Origin of the sequence: Candidatus Uabimicrobium helgolandensis, assembly GCF_041508025.1 — a bacterium.
Taxonomy (GTDB): domain Bacteria; phylum Planctomycetota; class Uabimicrobiia; order Uabimicrobiales; family Uabimicrobiaceae; genus Uabimicrobium; species Uabimicrobium helgolandensis.
This window is the reverse complement of sequence record NZ_CP165719.1, coordinates 7,416,683-7,435,090: the sequence shown is the minus strand read 5'-3', so window position 1 is coordinate 7,435,090 and position 18,408 is coordinate 7,416,683. Positions and strand designations below refer to the sequence as shown.

Sequence of the window (18,408 nt, the reverse complement as noted above, 5' to 3'; positions counted from 1 at the left end):
TATCATTTTTAAATTATGGCATACTCTACTTATTTTTTTAGTAGGAATCTAACATTTTTTAAGAATCCATTTGTTTACGCAAACTTAAAGGACGCATATCTGTCCAAACTTCTGCGATATGAGATAAACATTTTTCTTTATTACCACTTACTCCTACGTCTTCCCAACCGTCGGGTAATTCTTTGTCTACTGGCCATATACTATATCTTTCTTCGTGATTCATCACTACTCTAACTTCTCCGTCTTGCCAATCGATATAATCCATTGATATTCTCCTTCATAGATGTTTTGACGTAATCTTTTCAATTCACATGTTTAGTTTTTTATATTTTCTGTTTCTTGCTCCATACAAGCTCTAGAGATTTTAAATACTTCTTCAAAAAACTTTTTTGTCATTGGTGCTGGAGTTGGACCGTCGTTATTTTTTGCTATGTTTTCTAACATAAGTCTTTCTCTTTCCATATCAAAGAAAGGTACGCCTTTTTGCTGTTTAATTTCTTTAATTTGTAAGCTAATAGCGGTTCTTGCATTAAGAAGCTTGAGCATTTCTGTATTTATTTCTTCCATTTTTTGTCGAAGAGATTCTAGTGAGTCGGTCATTAATGTACCTTGTGCTTTATATTGTCGTGGACCTATTTATGATTCACGTTATAAACGTGGATCAACAGCTTCGCTTTCAAGTGCTAAAATACCAAAAACGCATTGGTGTATTTCACGCAAAGGTTTGCGATCAACAAAGCGCTGTAATGCTTCTAAGCCTAATGAAAATTCCTGAAGCGCTAAATTTTGTTTACGCTTTAATGCGCGATTTTTTAGCTTTTTTATATTTTCGCTAAGAGTATACTCAGGACCATAAGTTATACGCAGATATTCGCGACCACGACACTTGACAGCAGGTTGAAGGAGTTTTTTGCCATTATAAGAGACAAAATCTAACGATTTTACTACCATGCCTTCTTTACCAGTGGCTGTTAAATCGAGCCACCAATTTATTCCTTTGTTTATGTCTTCTTCTACAGTAACGTCAATAATTTGCGATTGCGTAGCTAGCAACATTTTCGGATCAGCTTCGCAAACTTCGGCAATGTTTTCCATATGCCAAAGATGATCTTTGTTGTTATGGACACAGCCTTCTGTTGCCAAAATGTGAAAAGGTGCTAAACGTAGGTCTGTTACCGATTCTACTGGCCAGCAATAACGGCGATATACATCGGTGTAAGCGTCTAACAATTTTTGGCGCGTCTGATATTTTTCAATGTAATTATCTACTTCAATGCCGCGCTTTTTGGTTTGTTCTAGTGCTGCAATTATGTGAGGTGTTGCTGTTCTTGAAGCAGTGGCAACAGCAGCGTATTGGTCTTGAAGTAATAGTTGCGCTTTTACAGACCATGGCATCAGCTCGCAGTCGAAACATACCCAGTTACTACTGTGCTTTTCCCAAAAATTAGACTTGGTAAGAGCTGCGCTCAATCGCTTAAAAAACTGACTTTCAAGGGTTGGATTTTCGAAGAAATTTCTACCACTGCGCGTATAGCAAACACCTAGTTTATCGGTCTCTATACCAAAACGTTGTAGTACCGTTTTCTTATCTTTACAAATCACAACAATAGCGCGTGATCCCATGTGCTTTTCTTCACAAATTACTTTATGAATGCCATTTTTTTTGTAATATGCAAAAGCCTCATGTGGGTGTTCTAAATACTGTGGATCTTTACTTGTTTCGCAAGGAGACATTGTTGCTGGTAAATAAATGAGCCATTTAGGGTGTAGTGCGTAGCGGGTCATTACTTCTATCGCAGACGCAGCATTACCTTCGCGGATAGTTACGTTTCGAAGAGACGTTTCTATAAACTGTTTATTGATATAGTCTTCTACATTTAGTATATCGTCGTATTGTTGTTGAGTGGATAGTTTTTTGGTTACCATTCCAGTGCCAATTGGCCTTATTGGAGGACTGTATTCGCGCGCAGCAGGTATGGAAATGATTTCTTTTTCTGGATAGCGTAAAGCCGTTAATTTACCACCAAACACGCATCCAGTATCTATATTCATTGTATTATTAAACCACTCGGCTTGTGGAATGGGAGTGTGCCCGTAAACAACCGTGGCTTTGCCTTTATATTCTGAGGCCCAGTTATAACGAATTGGCAGACCAAATTCATCTGTTTCTCCTGTTGTTTCGCCGTATAAACAAAAATCGCGTATAGCTTTTGATCCTCGTCCTTGCATATGCTCTTTTATACCAGCATGGGCGACGACTAAATTTCCATTGTCTAAAACGTAGTGACTGACCAAACTAAAAATAAATTCTTTTACTTGCTCGCGAAATTGTGGAGTTTCTTTTTCTAGTTGTTCGAGTGTTTCTGCTAAACCGTGTTTTAATTGTACATTGTTTCCTTTGAGTTTTCGCATTAGTTTAGCATCGTGATTTCCTGGTACACATAAGGCAACTCCGTCAGCAACCATATTCATTACTAATCGCAGAACCGCAGATGAGTCTGGCCCGCGGTCGACTAAGTCACCGACAAAAACAGCTTTACGAGATTCAGGCGCTATCACTGAATATTCTTTTTGGTTGTGATTGATTTTATAACCAAGCTTTTTTAATAGAGTGATTAGTTCATCAATGCAGCCATGTACATCACCAATAATATCAAAAGGACCATGTTCTTCGCGTCTGTTGTTCCATAAGGGTTGTCGCACAAATTTTACTTTAGGCATTTGCTCAGGTTTTATTTTGAAAATAAAACGAAAGCCTTCGTACTTTAAAAATTTGATTGAATCCCTAAAATCTTTAGTTTGGCGGTTTATTACACTTGAAGGTACTTTACGCTGCCGTCCTTCATTTTGTTGGTTGCAGATTTTTTCTGGTACATCGAGTGCGACGACCACTGGAAATACATGGTATTTTTTCGCCAAAGAGCGCAACTTATCTCTGGCTTCTTGCTGTACGTTAGTGGCATCAACAACTGTTAATTTTCCTCGTTTTAGTCGACGACTGATGATTTCGTAAACAACGGCAAAAGCGTCTTCGTTAACATCTTGGCTATCTTCATCGTCACTTACCATAGCGCGACAAGCGTCAGAGGACACAATTTCAGTGGCTAGAAAATGTTGTTTAGCAAAAGTACTCTTGCCCGAGCCAGAAGCCCCCATTAGTAGAACAAGAGATAGTTCTGGTATTTTTATTTCCATTTGAATGTAAATACTCCCATTTGGCCAGGTGATCCAAACTGTGGGTGTTCTTCTCCAACAGTTTTATGACGTACAGCATAATTATATTTAGCGGAGATTTTATCACACCAATCCTGAAATTGCTGACGTGTCCATTCAAAACGGTGATCGTTATGGCGAAAACCATCTTGTAAGTTTTCATACATGTTGTTGTATTCTTTGTTTGGAGTTGTGATAATAATAACCTTAGGTTGAGCGAATTCAAATAAAATACGTTCTAAGGTTTGTAGACGCTCTTCATCCAAGTGTTCTATCACTTCAATAAGTAGTGCTAGATCGTAACCGTATATTCTATTGTCATTGTAAGTAAGTGCCCCTTGAATTAAATTGATTCTTTCTCTTTGCTTAGGAGCCATATCATCAAAATACAAGCGTTTTTCTACTATGCCCAAAACTCGCGAAGAGGCATCCATGCCTAATATATCTGTAAATTGCTTTTCTTGCAATAAAAGTTCTAACATTCGTCCTTCTCCACAGCCAAGGTCTACAACACTAGACGCGTTTGTTTTTTGGGATTCTTGTAAAACTTGTTGTAAACGAAGAGTATGAAGAGTGTCAGGCTTTTGTTTGTAAGAAACACCTTCCTCTGTTAAAATTTGCATGGCTTTTGAATATAAACTTTTTTGGTATTTGAGATAACGATTTAATATTAATTCGCGTGCAGGATGTTTTTCAAGCCACGTTCCGCCCTTGCGCAGCAATTTTTTAATCTCCGATTGATCTACCCAGTAGTGTTTTTCGTTGTCTAACACTGGTATTAAAACGTATAAATGAGTAAGAAGAAGCTGTAATGTTGTTGTTGCTTCTAAGGTTGCGGTGTAGTAGTCGCTATCTCCCCATTCAGGAAATTTTTCATCAAGAGCATGACGTTGTGTTTTGATTTTATAACCAAGAGGTGCAAATATTTGTTCGATTAAATCCGATGCTCCGCGTGCAGGCAGTACTGGAATTGTTACAGACAGTGGAATTTTTTCGTTAACCAGTTCTGGTTTAGCGTCACAACGTCCGTTCATAGCCGATGAAAGAACTTTTGAAATCGCAACACTCATAAAGGAAGAAGCTACATACGGACGATCGTTGACATATTGTTTGAGAGCAAATTGCGGTGAAGATTTTTTAGTGCGAATTAATTCGATCGGATTGATATCTAAAAGTAAAGCAATCGTACACTTTTCTTTTGTAGCTTCTGGATAAAAAACGTGTATTTTTCCATAAGGAAAATCAAACGTTTGAAATTTATCAGGGTGCTTGTGTAAAAGATATCCGATATCTGTTGCTAATGGTCGTGTTGTTGATAAAGTTAACAGCAATGTAATTGCTCCTAATAACAATAAAAAGTATAATTGTCTGCACTATTTCGTAGAGTGTTCTTCAAAATAGAGAAGGTGGTTAATTTGAGTGTAACGTATGATATTCGCTTCTTGGCGAATGCTTCTATATTATAGGTGATTTGTAAAATTTTCAACATATTCTTTGTATACATAACTTTTTTTAGGGGCATTCATTTGATTCGTCGCATTCTTTTTCCTAAACGTAGTTACCTTATCCGCGATTGTAGTAGTCATTTTCATTGTGCAGAAGGAACTTTTTCTCCAGCAGAGCTTAAGAAAGAAAGTGGTTCTCAAGTTACTACTTCAACTGGAAATACCGCCTATATTTTAGACGCTAATTTTTTAGATACTTGGGAATGTATAAAACGACAAGCGCAAATTATGGTTACTAAAGATTTGGGGTGGATTGTAAGTAACACAAGTCTTGACAAAAGTAAGATAGTTGTTGATGCTGGAACAGGGAGTGGAGGGTGTTGCTGTTTCTTAGCACACTACGCTAAGCATGTATTTTCTTATGATTTACGCGAGGATCATATTCGTTTAGGTGAAAAAAATGCCCGTTTACTTGAGTTAGATAATATCTCATTCAAATGCCATGATATTACACAAAGTATACCACTACAAGATGTTGATGTTATTGTTCTGGATATACCACAACCGTGGGATGCAATCACTTTAGCAAGCGAAGCATTAAAGATAGGAGGATATGTCGTTACGTATAGTCCTTCTGCTCATCAAAGCCAAGAAACGGTAGTTGGTGCACGTTCTACTTGTTTATGGCACTTAAAAACTGTCGAAATTCAAGAACGCGAATGGTGTATTGATAAGAATAAATGTCGTCCTGAATATCGTGGTTTGGGGCACACTGGGTTTTTGTCTTTATTTCGTAAATACAGGCCGTATCAGAATAAATAGCCGTGATTAGCTGTGAATCATTTAGTTTTATTGTTGTTTATGGTTTGCTTTTCTTTGGTTACGACTAATTCGTTCTTTCTTTCATTGAATCAAGGCAGTTATATGAAAATTTTTAGTAACAGTGATGTACGATCTTTATTTCTTGGACAAGTAATTTCGCAATCTGGAGACAGTATTTTTCGCATTGGTTTATTATGGATGGTTTTAGAACTTACCTCATCAAAAGCCATTACTGGAGCTGTGGCAATGGCTTCTTTTTTACCATCATTACTATTTAGTCTTCCCGCAGGAGCAATTGTTGATAGATTTTGCAAATTACGCATTATGAAAACAATGGATTTATTGCGTTTCTTTCTGATGCTGCTGATACCTATTTGTTATTTTATAGGGCAAATGAATATCTTTTTGTTAGTTGTAATTACTTTTTTAAGTGCAACAGCAACAACGATGTTTTTTCCTGCGCGCGATGCCCTTATTCCTGAGATTGTAAATGATGACGAACTCGGTTATGCAAATACATTGATCCAAACATCGTGGCAGTCAGCTGTTTTGCTCGGCCCTGCTTTAGGAGCACTTCTTCTTTATTATGTCGGGCAAATTCATCTATTTACTGCTAATGCTGTTACTTTTTTTGTTTCTTTTGTTGCGATATCATGCATAGCGGTTCCTAAAAAACCTTTTGTGCAAAAAAATACTTCAGCATTACAGGATATGAAAGAAGGAATGGACTATGTTTTAAAAACACCACTTATTCGCTCGATTGTTCTTATCACTGTTGGTAATAATTTACTTCTTATGGGGCCAGCTATTGTTGGGATTCCTATTTTTGTAAAAGAAATACTACACCTCAATGTAGAGCACTATGCTTGGGCTGAAGCTTCTTTAGCTGGAGGAATCATTATTGGAGTTCCAATAATGGCATGGATTAGTCGCAATACGAAACACATGGGGAAAGTTTTACTTTGGGGTCTTATATTTGATGGGCTAACGCATTGCCCTCTTTATTTTGCCACTACTTTTAAACAAACGGCAATTACTCTCTTTATTCATTCTATTTTTATCCCAATGGTAACCGTATCACGTACAACACTTATTCAACAAAGCATTCCTCGCGAACTCTCAGGACGAATTTTCAGTATTATTTACATGTGTGTTATTGGCAGTACTGCACTTTCTGTTTCTTTGACTGGTTTACTAGCAGAATATGTCGCAATGAATACTATCTTTCTCTATTCGGGAATTTTATGTGCTTCTGCGGGTGTATGGGGATTTATTTTTGGTATTCACCGCCATTAACTAGGACCAGCTATCATTCAAAATGTTTTTTTGATCCCGATACTACTCGCAGTATCATAGTATAAGGCAATGATATTTTGACGACATTTGTTATTCTCACACTGAATGATAACACGCCTTAATAGAATTTACTCCATAAATAAAATCATTTATAATAGTGGAAATTATTGTTATAATTATGATTATAAGAGCTGTTGTTTTAAGTTCTTATCCACAAATGACCTTACCTAATAGTTCGCTGTTGCTAAACTCGGTGCCGACTGGTGACTCAAGTAAGTTACAAAAAGTTTTAAGATATCGCAAAACTTTTGCAACCTACTTTAATCTGCATCGTAAACGAAAGTGTACAGTTCCATCATACAAGTTACGAATGTTTATATATAGGTCAAATTTTATTTTCATAAAACCCCAACGCTATACAAACGAGGGTTATATACCAGTTAGGTGACGTTGGTTCTAAGAAATTATTAAGGAATTGTTTATGAAGTTATTTTGTATTTTTATTACACTGCTGCTGTGTGTGTACGCTGACGGAATAGAGAATGAGGCAATTACTGATATAGGTGAAGATAATTCACTGCCTCCAACATTCTCTGAATCTGATGTTTCAAGAGTGGACCACGCAATCGGTTTTAAATGGGCATGGGAAACACAGCGGTATTCGGAAAACTATGAACGCCTCAAAGGCAAGCCATGGTTGGAAGCTGCCAATCTTTGGGAAATTTCAGGATCGTTTACTCATCGTCGCGAGCACGATGATCAAGACAATTATTTTGCTATTGGTTACGCTTCTTTTCGCCCTTTTGTCTATGATTTTGGGAATGCTTCTATTGCTTTTGGTGTCTCAACAATTCTTCGCTATACTAAAATATCTGACTTTGACCCCAAAGCTGTACAAGCAGAGGTCGGAGGTGTCGTTATTGATGCTGTTGCAAATCAGGTCAAGACAGAAGCCTATCAACAAGTAATCAACTTTTCTGCTCTTTTAAGTATTCCTGAAGCAGGCCTTCAAGTTATTTTTGACATTGGTTATGGTTATTCTAATTTGCGCCAAACAATTGACCCAATTGACGCAAGTGACGCTGGTTTGATACTAGATGAATATCAATACCAACAAAGAGACCGTGGTTTCTTTGCCGGTGTGAACTTTTTAAAATCTTTTGACCGTCCTTATTTTGATTATATACGCCTTTTTGTTTATGGTGCGTATCGCGATGTAACTGACCAACGTGACTCAACAGCAGTCGTTATAGCTGGTGGCAATAATTTAGGAAAACAAAATTTAGAACAGCCAGTACTAGGGCTTGATTTAGATCCTCAGCTAACAGATGAAAGTAATCTAAGTTTTGTCGCTTACCAACTTTATCTGCGTTTGTTTACCATACACACACCTTTGACTGAAAACCGCGGTATTTCGGTATCTTTCTTTAATCAAATGGTGTACACATCCTTTGAACTTCTAGGTGAAGATTTTCATGGTGCTCAGTGGAAATATGGAGCGCAAATAGGCCTTTTTGATGGCCTTAATGTTCGCATGGCTTTCGTTGATGAAACAGGTGGAGGAAGTAACGCTAGGCAAGATGGTTGGGAAATTAGTGTAAGTATACAATTATCTGGTTTAATTCGCGCGCTTCTTCAGTAATTTTAAAAGGCGTGGTGATGTTGGCCACGTCTCTTTTATAACTTGTCGCGACTTGTTCCAGTTGAAAGAATAATCTTACGACGGTTATAAAATCTTGATTTAGAACATGTTAAAAGTGACCTATGACAAAAGTTGTCGAACTTCAGTGGTAAAATACCTACAAAAGTATTTCCAAAGGGGAAAAATATGTCAGCTCAGGACAACGCCCTGAGAATTGTATTATAAAGCATTTAAGCCGTGCAAAGGTGGTATAGAAGGACTAAAACATGTCGCAATCACTAGCCAAGGTTATGTACACATAATTTTCAGCACAAAAAACAGAACTCCGTGGATAAGTCATTCAAAGAAGAATTTCTTTTGTTGATAAAATTACTGCTTTTGATATGGCCAGCTTCCTTAATCTCTTGTTAGATCAACCTTTATTCGTATTAAAGGATTTATATACTAATTTAGCTTTTTCAACTGGGACAAGTCGTAACTTGTCTAAAAAATAGAAGGCATTGTTGATATCAATTGTTGCTTTTTACCTTCTTCAAGTAAAGTTAAAATGTTTTCAGGATAAATTTCCCAGGAACATGGCGGTTTGTATTCTGATAGAGAAAGAACTATTCCTTCCGCAGTACAAGCAAAACAAGCACCTCGCGGTAAAGATGGATTTAAACGAAATGTTTTATCGTGTGGTAAACGCACAAGGCCTGAAGACAAAAAAGAGACATTGTTTTGTTTACGTACGCTTGAATCAACATTGGCAGGTTGCGATAGGTCTTGAATCAAAACTTGTTTGGTTTGTGATATGTGTTCTGAGAATATTATCGGTACATAGTGATTACTCGCAACGATGACAATGTCGCAACAATCTAGTTTTTGCAAATCACTTGTGGAGACACTGCCCCTTATTTCCTTCTCAAAATCTTGCAAACGTTCTATTGAAGATGGACTCCCTATCATCACCAATTCTAAGCAATTGTGTTGCGCTAAAAGTCTACAATAACCACGACCAATATTACCTAGTGCACCTACGATTCCTACGCGACAATTACTCAGTGTTCGTTGATGTTTTACTAAACTGTTTTGCAACTCATTCCATGCAATGGCAATTGTATAAGTATTTCCAGAAGAAATTTGAATGTGTTGTGGGATATGGATTTGGGTACTTTTTTGAGCGATGATACTGGTATATCCTCCAAGAACAATCGTTTGACAACTGTTCTCAATAGCTAAATCGATAGCTTCTTGGATACGCTGCTCTATGAGTTCGCATTCGTTGTGTAGTAAACTCTCTTTAAAAAAAATCGGCGGTGCAGGCAAAGCAATTCCCATTAACCATATTTGATTTTGATGCAAATGATCGTTAAAAGTTACTATTGGTCGCAATTCAGAAAGTTCGCAAAAAGTAGTGCTTAGATCTCGACGATTACGTGCAGAAAGTTTGGAGCATTCTGGAAAATAAGCTAGTAATTCTCTTGCCAAATTCAAAGGGTGATGAATAAAAGCTATACGTTTGTTTGTCGTTGGATTTTTAAGCGAGAGAGAAAATGGTGTGTTTGCTGCCAGTTGTTTTGGTAGTTGCACAAGATGGCCAATTATCTTGGTAATACTGCTATTACATAGTGTTTTACATAAATCTTTAATCGCGTTTATGAGTATCTGTATCTCTTCATCTGTTGTATAAGCACTTGGTTGTATGCGTAACATATTAGGAGCAGATGATGTCGGAAGTATTCGTATGCTGTGGTGGTTTAACAAGTACGATGCGCAAAAGTAACCGATTTGTGGTGTAATGAGTTGTTGTAATAGGTAATTCTTCCCAGAATAACATAGTTCAATTCCGATCATACAACCGCGGCCACTAATTTTGTTGAGAACTGTGGGGTATTTATTTTGCGTTTCTTGTAGTTTATTTTTAAGTTTTTGACCAATCGCTGTACAGCGTTTAGCAATATCGTCACTTTGTATTGTTCTTAGAACATCTAAAGCGATTTGACATGAAAAGGAGTCTTCGGCAAATGTCGAAGTGCGTTGCACGTCAAAATCTTCAATATATTGCGATTGTTCAATAAGAGTGAGTGATATTTTTGCTAAAGATGCTCCTAGTGCTTTGCCAAGAACGTAGTAGTCACCGATAACAGGACTAGAAGCAAAAAAATTACCACTGCGGCCAAGCCCACTTTGAATTTCATCCATAATAATAGGAGCATCAAGGTGTTGTAAGTTACACAAGAATTCAGAGGAAATCTCTCTGATTCCACCCTCTCCCTGTATTGGCTCTACAATAATAGCAAAAATATTGTTTATTGTTACTTTTTGTAAAATCCATTCACCTTCGTAAAACTTAGGAATGAGAACGGTTACCTGATACTGGTTTTTGAGTTTTATTAAATCGCAATCTTCATCAATAAAAACAGTTTGTATACTAAAAAGCGGGGAAAAGACTTTGCGTTGTTTATTGCTTAAGACACTCATCGCCCCTAAGGTTCGTCCATGGAAAGCATTGTGTAGTGCAATAATGACTGGCGAACTGCAGTTTCTATGGTAAGAATCTACGCACATATCGCTTATGTGTTGCGGTACAAAAGCTTGGCGCATTTTTTGGTAAAGCGCATCTTTACGTTTTTGTTTTGCAAACCACGCATGTTTAATGGCTATTTCTACTGCTTCTGAACCTGTTGATGCCCAACAAGCAACGTATGATTTTCCTGTGTATTTAGCCATTATTTGTGCAATTTCTTGTGATAATAGTGTTGCACTGCAGCGTATGTTGGCTTGGTCTAAGAAAATATGTTGCGCGTTTTGTTGTAATTGATGACGAACAATTTTGTTGTTATAGCCCAATAAATTACAGGAAAATCCACCAACTACATCGAGAATTTTTTCGTTTTCTTTTGTGTATAAATAATTGCCATCGCCGCGGATGTAATTACGCGTTAGATCGAGTGTTTCTAAAAGACGACCTATCTTCGGTTGATGGTAATGATAGACTGGTGATTTTTTGCTATCTAGGAAAATCTTGTAGGGATTTGTTAATTGTTCGTCAGCAATAATTTCTATAAAATCTGAATGTTGTTCTTTGATTTGGGTAGCATTTACTTTTCCCACAGTAGACATTGGAATATTTTGCGGTATAACTCCAATGGCAGTGAGTGGTGCACGATCGCGCCACGAATTATTTGTACAGAAAAAAGCTTCTAATTCACTTTGGGTCTGTTGTTTTAGCCTACGAATGTCGCCGCTAAAATCGCGAATAAAAACTAAGGCGATAATCCCTGGATTTTTAGGATGAACAGCAAATATTTTAGAGTATGCTGGTAAAAGAGTACTGTATGCCTCTTTTACTTCAGACATAGAAATTTTCAAGCCGAGACCATTGTTTGCGATTTTTTCATTTTCGCGAGTAACGAAGTAAACTTTGTCATTTTGATACTCTACAATATCTCCAGTTGCAATCCATGGAGAAAATGGTTGGTTATTTAAATATTGCTGCGCTGCAAATGGACTATTTACAAACAATTGCCCGCGTTGCTTTTGAGTGTAACGAATTGCAATTTGTACGCCAGGTAAAGGTTTTCCCAAGCAATTACTATCGGTTTCTTGCTCAATAAGTATTGAGTTCATTACTTGTTGGGTTTCGGTTGTTCCAAAAGCATTTGCAATAATAATATCGGGAAATAATTTGCGAAGATTTTCGGCAACTTTACAACCACTTGCCACAATACAGCGCAAATTAGACTTTAGCGAGCTGCGCAGTGCTGGACTTTGTGCTTTGAACTTGTGAAGCATAAAAAATAAAGCGCTGCCACAGGTAATATGTTGCGGTGGGTATTTCAGTAACCATTTTTCTATTTTTTGTGGTTCGTTAAGCCATTCGCGATAAATAAATAAAGTATGGCGTCTAGTCCACAGAGCGCCAAGCAAATTGCGGACACCCATTGTATGACTTAAGGTAGGACAGAGAGATGTTCCACCTGTTGTTTTTTCGGAGAAAAGGCCTGCTTTTTGCCAAGCCTTGCCACAATTTATTAAAGCTTCATGAGTATATAAAACTAATTTAGGTAAGCCAGTGCTTCCCGATGTTGTAAATATAATAGCTGATCGTTGTTTGTCGATGATTGGAATATCAGTTTTTGTTCCGCGATTAAACAATTGTAAGTCTTTATGTACACAGTACAACGGTAGTGAATAATCTTGTTCTCTTTGTGCATTTTCATATAGACAACCAACAATTGCTTTTGTCGACGTAGTTAAAAAATCTAAATGGTCGTTGTCTTGTGGCAAGTATACGCGTATGCCGCAGGCTAAAAAAGCAAGAAGCGATAATGCTAATGGTACTTCAGATGTTTGTGGAAAACGTAAGAGAGCTACTGTATCGCCAACAGCAATTTTTTGTTTACAGCACCATTTTTGCGTTTGATAAACAGCATTTTGGATATTTCGTAAAGTGATTGGCTTATCATTTAAGGCGTTTGCTCCAACGATAATTGATTTTTCTAATTCGTTGTGGCACTGTGTAGAAAAAATCATACTGCGAATAGAGTCATATTTTCCTTCTATATGTGGTGGCGAAGAGAGAACAACATCAAACATTTTCTTGGTCTCCCTTGCGTGCAGATAAAACTTCGTGTATAGGTTGTTTTCTGATAGAAAGTGGGCGTATCTCACTACTTGTAAAAGTAAAAATATCAGGACGTAGTATACTGATTTTTTCATGAAGAATAGGGAGAGACTGGTAGTTTAGCCCAGGAATGAGATGATGCTCTTTATGAAGGTTAAAATGAAAGAAAAGAACAGACAATGGTAAATGCACTGAACGAGAGAAGTTTATCTGTTCACGGTAACTATACTTTTCTCTTTTTTCAGGGATTGATTGTAGGCCAACGTGTTGAGTCATTGTGAAAAGATGTTCATAAATCATCCCGCTACCAATAAATGCGCAGCCTACTAGTAGTAAGTATTTATTCGCTCCAAGGTAAATAGCAGCACAATAATGAAAGACAATAATAAAAACGATGTTTACAATAAATTGCACAATATGTTTTGCACTGTGTTTACGAGCAGTTGGTTTTAAATCATAGAATAAATAAGGTAAATAGACTCCGAACCAATAAAAAACAGGTATGCGTAATTTAAATAGTATGTCCAAGAATAGATTTGGTGTTACGCGCTTCTTTGGACTTGGAGTAGGGTCTTTTTTTAGACTTGAACCTACCCAGTTGTGATGCGCACGATGACCTCGTTGGTAACTACAAAAAGGAGTAAAACAGAGCACTCCGGCAATATAACCAATCCAGATATTTACTATGCGTTTAGGAAATAAAGAAAGGTGGGCGCATTCATGAGTAATCACTGCAAACATTGTCATTGTTATCGATAGACAAATAACCGTAATAGGAAAGAAGGTAAGCGGCATAAATAAACTACATAGGTAGATAATCAAAGAAAAACTACACAGCGCTAAAGTCAAAAATAATGATGGCTGTTGTTCTATTTCTTTAAGAAAAGTAGCGACTTGCTCTTTTGTTAGAATTTGCGGTGTGTCCATTAATATTTACGGTCCTATATATAGAATTTGTACTGTGCCAGTGATGGCCCCATAATTGTTGTTAACATCGCGAGGATAATCACCTATATACACTGGTATTTGAGCAAGAGGCCCACGTTGAATAGTTTCGCTTGGTTTTTTATCAACGGTAAGTTTGTAGTTTCCGTCTTTCCCTTCAATTACAATGTGATGCTCTTGGTTTTTTTTTCCATAAACAGAAATGTTTCCCCACCCTTGAATGTCGCGTCTTTGCCCCTGCGCAAAATATAGAGAAAAAATAATACTTTCATTATCGACTCGGAGGTTCCACGCACCTTCAGGAGCGGCAGCAACGCCAATAGTATCAAGTATTGTTCCATTTCCTTCATAAGTTACAAGCATTTCAATACGAATTGTTGTTGTTGGATATTTGTCAGCAAGAAGGTGACTGTCATTTGGTTTGCGGAGCTTTACTATGTTTATAGACGTTGAATCTCGTGATTGAGAAAAATTTTTTGCGAGATAGTTAAATGCTTGAGTTGTTCGCCAACGAAAAGGGTGTGCATTTGAAAAGCGGTTGCGAATGGAATTTATAGCCGGGTAAGCCTGTGGGTGCAGCCAATATGACAACGTAGTTACGAGAGCTTCTGCAAACTTTGGATTTTCATAAATATTAGTTGATTGGAGTTTTTGAATTAGTATGTCATCTTTCGTTTGCGGTTGCATTTTTGCTAAAATATCTGCAATTAACAGTTGTTGCTCAGGTTTTTTTTCCAAAATTCTTATCACATCTTGAGTATGAGATTCGCGAATTATACGCCACTTATACAAATTTTTATCAAAATCAGAAAGAGATTTTAGTGAGTTTATAATTTTTTGGGTTTCTTCTAAATTCATAGACGAACGACTTTTTTGCAATTTATCATACTTGCTTTTGTAGTCCTGAAGGATTGAAATTTGCTCACGTAAATAGCCATCCATTTTATATAGCTGCTTATTATGTTGGCGGTGCGAAACTACAATATAAACAAATGATAGAACGAACATTAAACACATACTTGCTGCTAATTTGTTTCGCCTTGTTTTTTGCAAAAGAACATGTAGCCGAGAGACTTTTTTTATCTTAATTTTATCACCGCTAAGATATTTCTCTAAGTCTTGTGCTAGTAAAAGAGCTGATTTATAACGCCTTTTTTTTTCTTTTGCCATAGCTTTTTGGCAAATAGCATCCAGGTGTTTGGATAAGCGTGGTTTTATTTCGTTGATTGCACGAGGCTGCTCTTCATTGATTTGTAAAATTAAATTAGCAAATGATTTTCCGCGAAAAGGTGTTTGTCCAGTACAAATTTCATAAAGAATGACGCCTAATGAGTAAATATCACTTTTGGCATCTACTTGGCGGGTATAACCGGATGCTTGTTCGGGAGACATATATTCTAAAGTACCTACGATCATACCACTGCGAGAAAGTTCCTTACTTACCTGTGTTATTTTCGCTAAGCCAAAGTCCATAACGTAGGGAACATTGTTTTTATCAAGCATAATATTGACTGATTTTAAATCGCGATGAATTACTTTGCAAGAATGAGCATAGTGCATTGCATGACAAATTTTGATCATAATTTCAATCAAAGCACGTGTAGACATTTTATTTTGTATCGCTTTTTTTAAGGATACACCATTGATAAACTCCATAGCAAAAAAATTCATACCGCTTTCCGTACCAATATCGAAAACTTTGACGATATTAGGATGTTCTAGCTTCGCGGTAGTTTTTGCTTCGCGTAAAAAACGATCGATGGAGTTTTGCTGTTGTTGTGAGAGAAGTGTTTTAAGAGCAACAACGCGGTCAAGTTGCGGATCATAAGCACGATAAACACGGCCCATTCCTCCGCGTCCGATTTCTTTGTCGATGCGATAACGTCCAAAACTTTGTTTTTGAAGAACTTGCAATTGCGCTTGACTAATCAACCCTTCGCGGATAAAAATTTGGTCCAAAGAATAATTAGTATTCTTTTGTTTAATCTGCTGTAATTGCTGAATACAAGTAGCTAATTGCGAAGAACTTATATAACCAAAAGCAATCGCTGTTTTTCCCAGCAAAAAATCATCTTTATTTTCCATGTAAATTTGTCCAGTTCTTATAATTAACAATGTGGACATAAAAGTCGATTTTTATTTTACAAATTAAAAGATGATATTGCAAATAAGTGAGCTGCAAAACTTTTGCTTATTTGTCATATGGAATGTATAGTCTGTTTTAAACAGACAAGTGAATTGCTAGTGTATAGTATCTAGCTCTATGGGGGTTTTGTGCGTTGCAATTGGAGGATTTTTCTTCAGCAATGGATTTATTGTTTTTGTTTTTCGCGATATTGGGAGTGATGTTAATTGTCTCGGTGCTACATTTGCCATCATATGAGGGTGTATCCTGTTAGCGTTTCTTCGAATATTTTCTTTTGCTATGATTTTTTTGATGACGTCATTCGTAATATCACCATCGTCTAATGGAGGAATAATGATTTGATTGTCGGTGTCTTCGATATCTTTTTTTAGGTAAACTAGATGTTTGGAAAGCTGTGCAATATATCTCGCTTGTTCTGTTTCTTGAAGGCTACTATAATATCGTTGACTTTTAGCATAGTACTTCATCGCTTTGGTAGAACTAAATTGTTCGTAAAAAATAGCCAAATTTTTACTAAATATGGCACAGTTTTGTATATCTTCTATTTCTTCGGCTAGAAGAAGAGCATTCTCAAAATATTCAGTAGCTTTTTGATTGTGTTTCTTTTGTTTATAAATAGTGCCGATGTTATTTAGAGAAACAGCTAAATTGTTTTTATCTCCTAATGCGCGGCAGATATTCTCTACTTCAATATATTGAGCTAATGCCTGGTTCTGATTACCTAATATTAGATAAATATTACCTAGGTTGTTTCTCTGAGCACTTATTGTTCGTTTATCACCTAAATATTTCGATATACTTAATGCTTGGTAATAGCAATTTAAAGCTCGTTTGTGTTGATTCAAAAAAGCGTGAGCCAGCCCTGTGTTGTTTAAAGCTATTGCTAATTCTTTGTAGTTTTTTAATTCGCTATTTAGAGAAACGGACTTTTCATAATAAGATGCTGCTTTGAGGTAGTTTCCTTGAGCACGATGTACTCTACCGATATTATTAATAAAAATAGCAAGATTTTCTTTATCCTTTTGTTCATAAGCTATTTTTTCAGCTTCAGCATAGCATTCTAATGCTTCCTCATAATAACCCATTGTACGATATACACCGCCAATATTACTCCATGTAGCAGCTTCATTACTATAATTTTTTTCTTCCTGAGATACGTTTATACAATCAAGGTAACAATTTCCGGCGTAATTCAGCTGGCCGTTAAGATAAAAAAGATTCCCAAAAATAGTTAGTGCATGAGATACGGTTATTTTTTTTTCTGCCCATTCAAAAAGAGACATTTTTAGTTTGTTGTTCTTTTTTTTCTGCCACTCTATGCGTTCACAATCGCTGTAGTTTCGTTGTTTTATTGGATCATTAGATATTAGCTCATCGAAAATACCAGGGAGTTGACCATGAATGACTTTTCCTCTGTTTTCGTATAAATTAACTAACTTTTTTACATTAATATTTACAGTTTCAGTATAACTACTATTTTGAAAAAAATGCCAAAAGAAACCGCGTGCACATTCTTTTTGTGATACCATTTGTAAGTAGTTAAGATTGATTTTTAAGTCAGCACCACTGTATCCCCAAAAAATAAAATAATAACGACAGAGTAAATCTGCTAATAGTTTTTGTTTAATAACAGAAAGTCCTCGTGCTTCTTGTTCTACTGTAGAAGTAATTGTTTGGGGAATACTAATACACCCGTGCAACTTTAGTAGCGCTACTTTGTCGCTTTTACCATAAGACTCAAATTCTTTTTCTGTTCGATATACTTTGTAGTTAACTCCTTCTTGTTTTAAAGCTTTTTCAATAAATAAATCAAAATTAGTGGTAACAATACATGATAAAAAACCTTCACGTGCTAATCTTGCGAGATAAAGGTGATTTGCATTTGGTTCTCCATCATTTAACGCGCGAAAGCATTCAAAGTATTTTTGGCAATTGACCACAACTTCAGAAGCAACAACTTCTGGAGTTAAGCCGCGTTCTCCTGGTTCTGCAATCATTGGTGTTGTTAACAACGATGATAAATATTTTTGCGTTGTCCAGTGCTTTGTCGCAATTGCTTCCAAAGTAAAATCACGTAATTTTTTCCAATCAGGAAGTCCTGCTGGTGGCTCAATACTGATACCAGCTCCACAAAAAACAATTGCATCTCTATTTAGTAGCATCTTTGCCAAAGGATACTCTATTGTAGATTTCATTGTAAAGTATCTCCTCATCTGTATAATACAAGCGCATTGACTTGCTTAAGTTTTAAAGCTTTTGAAATAAATAACTTAGTGTTATTCTCGACCTT

Annotated in this window: 11 protein-coding genes; 3 read left to right on the top strand and 8 right to left on the bottom strand. The window is 36.5% G+C overall.

The genetic code is table 11. From position 1 onward, the window contains the following. Nucleotides 1-58 precede the first annotated feature (58 nt). Genes UABHE_RS27490 through UABHE_RS27475 form a run of 4 tightly spaced genes read right to left on the bottom strand, consistent with a single transcriptional unit; the run spans nt 59 to nt 4,544 of the window. Nucleotides 59-265, bottom strand: a complete 207-nt coding sequence (locus UABHE_RS27490; protein WP_372366520.1) for an MbtH family protein — start codon at nt 263-265, stop codon at nt 59-61. 50 nt (nt 266-315) lie between these two features. Continuing rightward, complete coding sequence (locus tag UABHE_RS27485; RefSeq protein ID WP_372366519.1) at nt 316-600, bottom strand: chorismate mutase; 285 nt, start codon at nt 598-600, stop codon at nt 316-318. 48 nt (nt 601-648) lie between these two features. Beyond that, a complete protein-coding gene (locus tag UABHE_RS27480) occupies nt 649-3,195 on the bottom strand; it encodes a polynucleotide kinase-phosphatase (RefSeq protein ID WP_372366518.1) in 2,547 nt (848 codons plus the stop codon). Then, on the bottom strand, nt 3,186-4,544 hold the full coding sequence (locus tag UABHE_RS27475) for a 3' terminal RNA ribose 2'-O-methyltransferase Hen1 (RefSeq protein WP_372366517.1): 1,359 nt from the start codon (nt 4,542-4,544) through the stop codon (nt 3,186-3,188). The genes UABHE_RS27480 and UABHE_RS27475 overlap by 10 nt, the downstream gene beginning before the upstream one ends. A gap of 195 nt (nt 4,545-4,739) precedes the next feature. On the opposite strand from UABHE_RS27475, the gene UABHE_RS27470 reads away from it, so the two are divergent. From UABHE_RS27470 to UABHE_RS27460, 3 genes are all read left to right on the top strand, one after another. Then, nucleotides 4,740-5,480, top strand: a complete 741-nt coding sequence (locus UABHE_RS27470; protein ID WP_372366516.1) for a methyltransferase domain-containing protein — start codon at nt 4,740-4,742, stop codon at nt 5,478-5,480. Nucleotides 5,481-5,582: 102 nt separating this feature from the next. After that, nucleotides 5,583-6,776, top strand: a complete 1,194-nt coding sequence (locus UABHE_RS27465; RefSeq protein ID WP_372366515.1) for an MFS transporter — start codon at nt 5,583-5,585, stop codon at nt 6,774-6,776. Nucleotides 6,777-7,257: 481 nt separating this feature from the next. Next, nucleotides 7,258-8,418 carry a hypothetical protein gene (locus UABHE_RS27460; protein WP_372366514.1) on the top strand — a complete coding sequence of 387 codons (1,161 nt, stop codon included), beginning with the start codon at nt 7,258-7,260 and terminating at the stop codon, nt 8,416-8,418. Between the two features lie 483 nt (nt 8,419-8,901). On the opposite strand, the gene UABHE_RS27455 is transcribed toward UABHE_RS27460, so the two are convergent. The 4 genes from UABHE_RS27455 to UABHE_RS27440 all read right to left on the bottom strand — a co-directional run bounded on the left by UABHE_RS27455 (nt 8,902) and on the right by UABHE_RS27440 (nt 18,313). Then, a complete protein-coding gene (locus tag UABHE_RS27455) occupies nt 8,902-12,999 on the bottom strand; it encodes an aminotransferase class III-fold pyridoxal phosphate-dependent enzyme (protein WP_372366513.1) in 4,098 nt (1,365 codons plus the stop codon). Further along, nucleotides 12,992-13,954: a fatty acid desaturase gene (locus UABHE_RS27450; RefSeq protein ID WP_372366512.1), complete on the bottom strand. Its 963-nt coding sequence runs from the start codon at nt 13,952-13,954 to the stop codon at nt 12,992-12,994. Before UABHE_RS27450 ends, UABHE_RS27455 begins: the two co-directional genes overlap by 8 nt. Before the next feature lie 6 nt (nt 13,955-13,960). Beyond that, complete coding sequence (locus tag UABHE_RS27445) at nt 13,961-16,057, bottom strand: serine/threonine-protein kinase (protein WP_372366511.1); 2,097 nt, start codon at nt 16,055-16,057, stop codon at nt 13,961-13,963. 156 nt (nt 16,058-16,213) lie between these two features. Beyond that, nucleotides 16,214-18,313 carry a tetratricopeptide repeat protein gene (locus tag UABHE_RS27440; protein WP_372366510.1) on the bottom strand — a complete coding sequence of 700 codons (2,100 nt, stop codon included), beginning with the start codon at nt 18,311-18,313 and terminating at the stop codon, nt 16,214-16,216. Nucleotides 18,314-18,408: the final 95 nt, after the last annotated feature.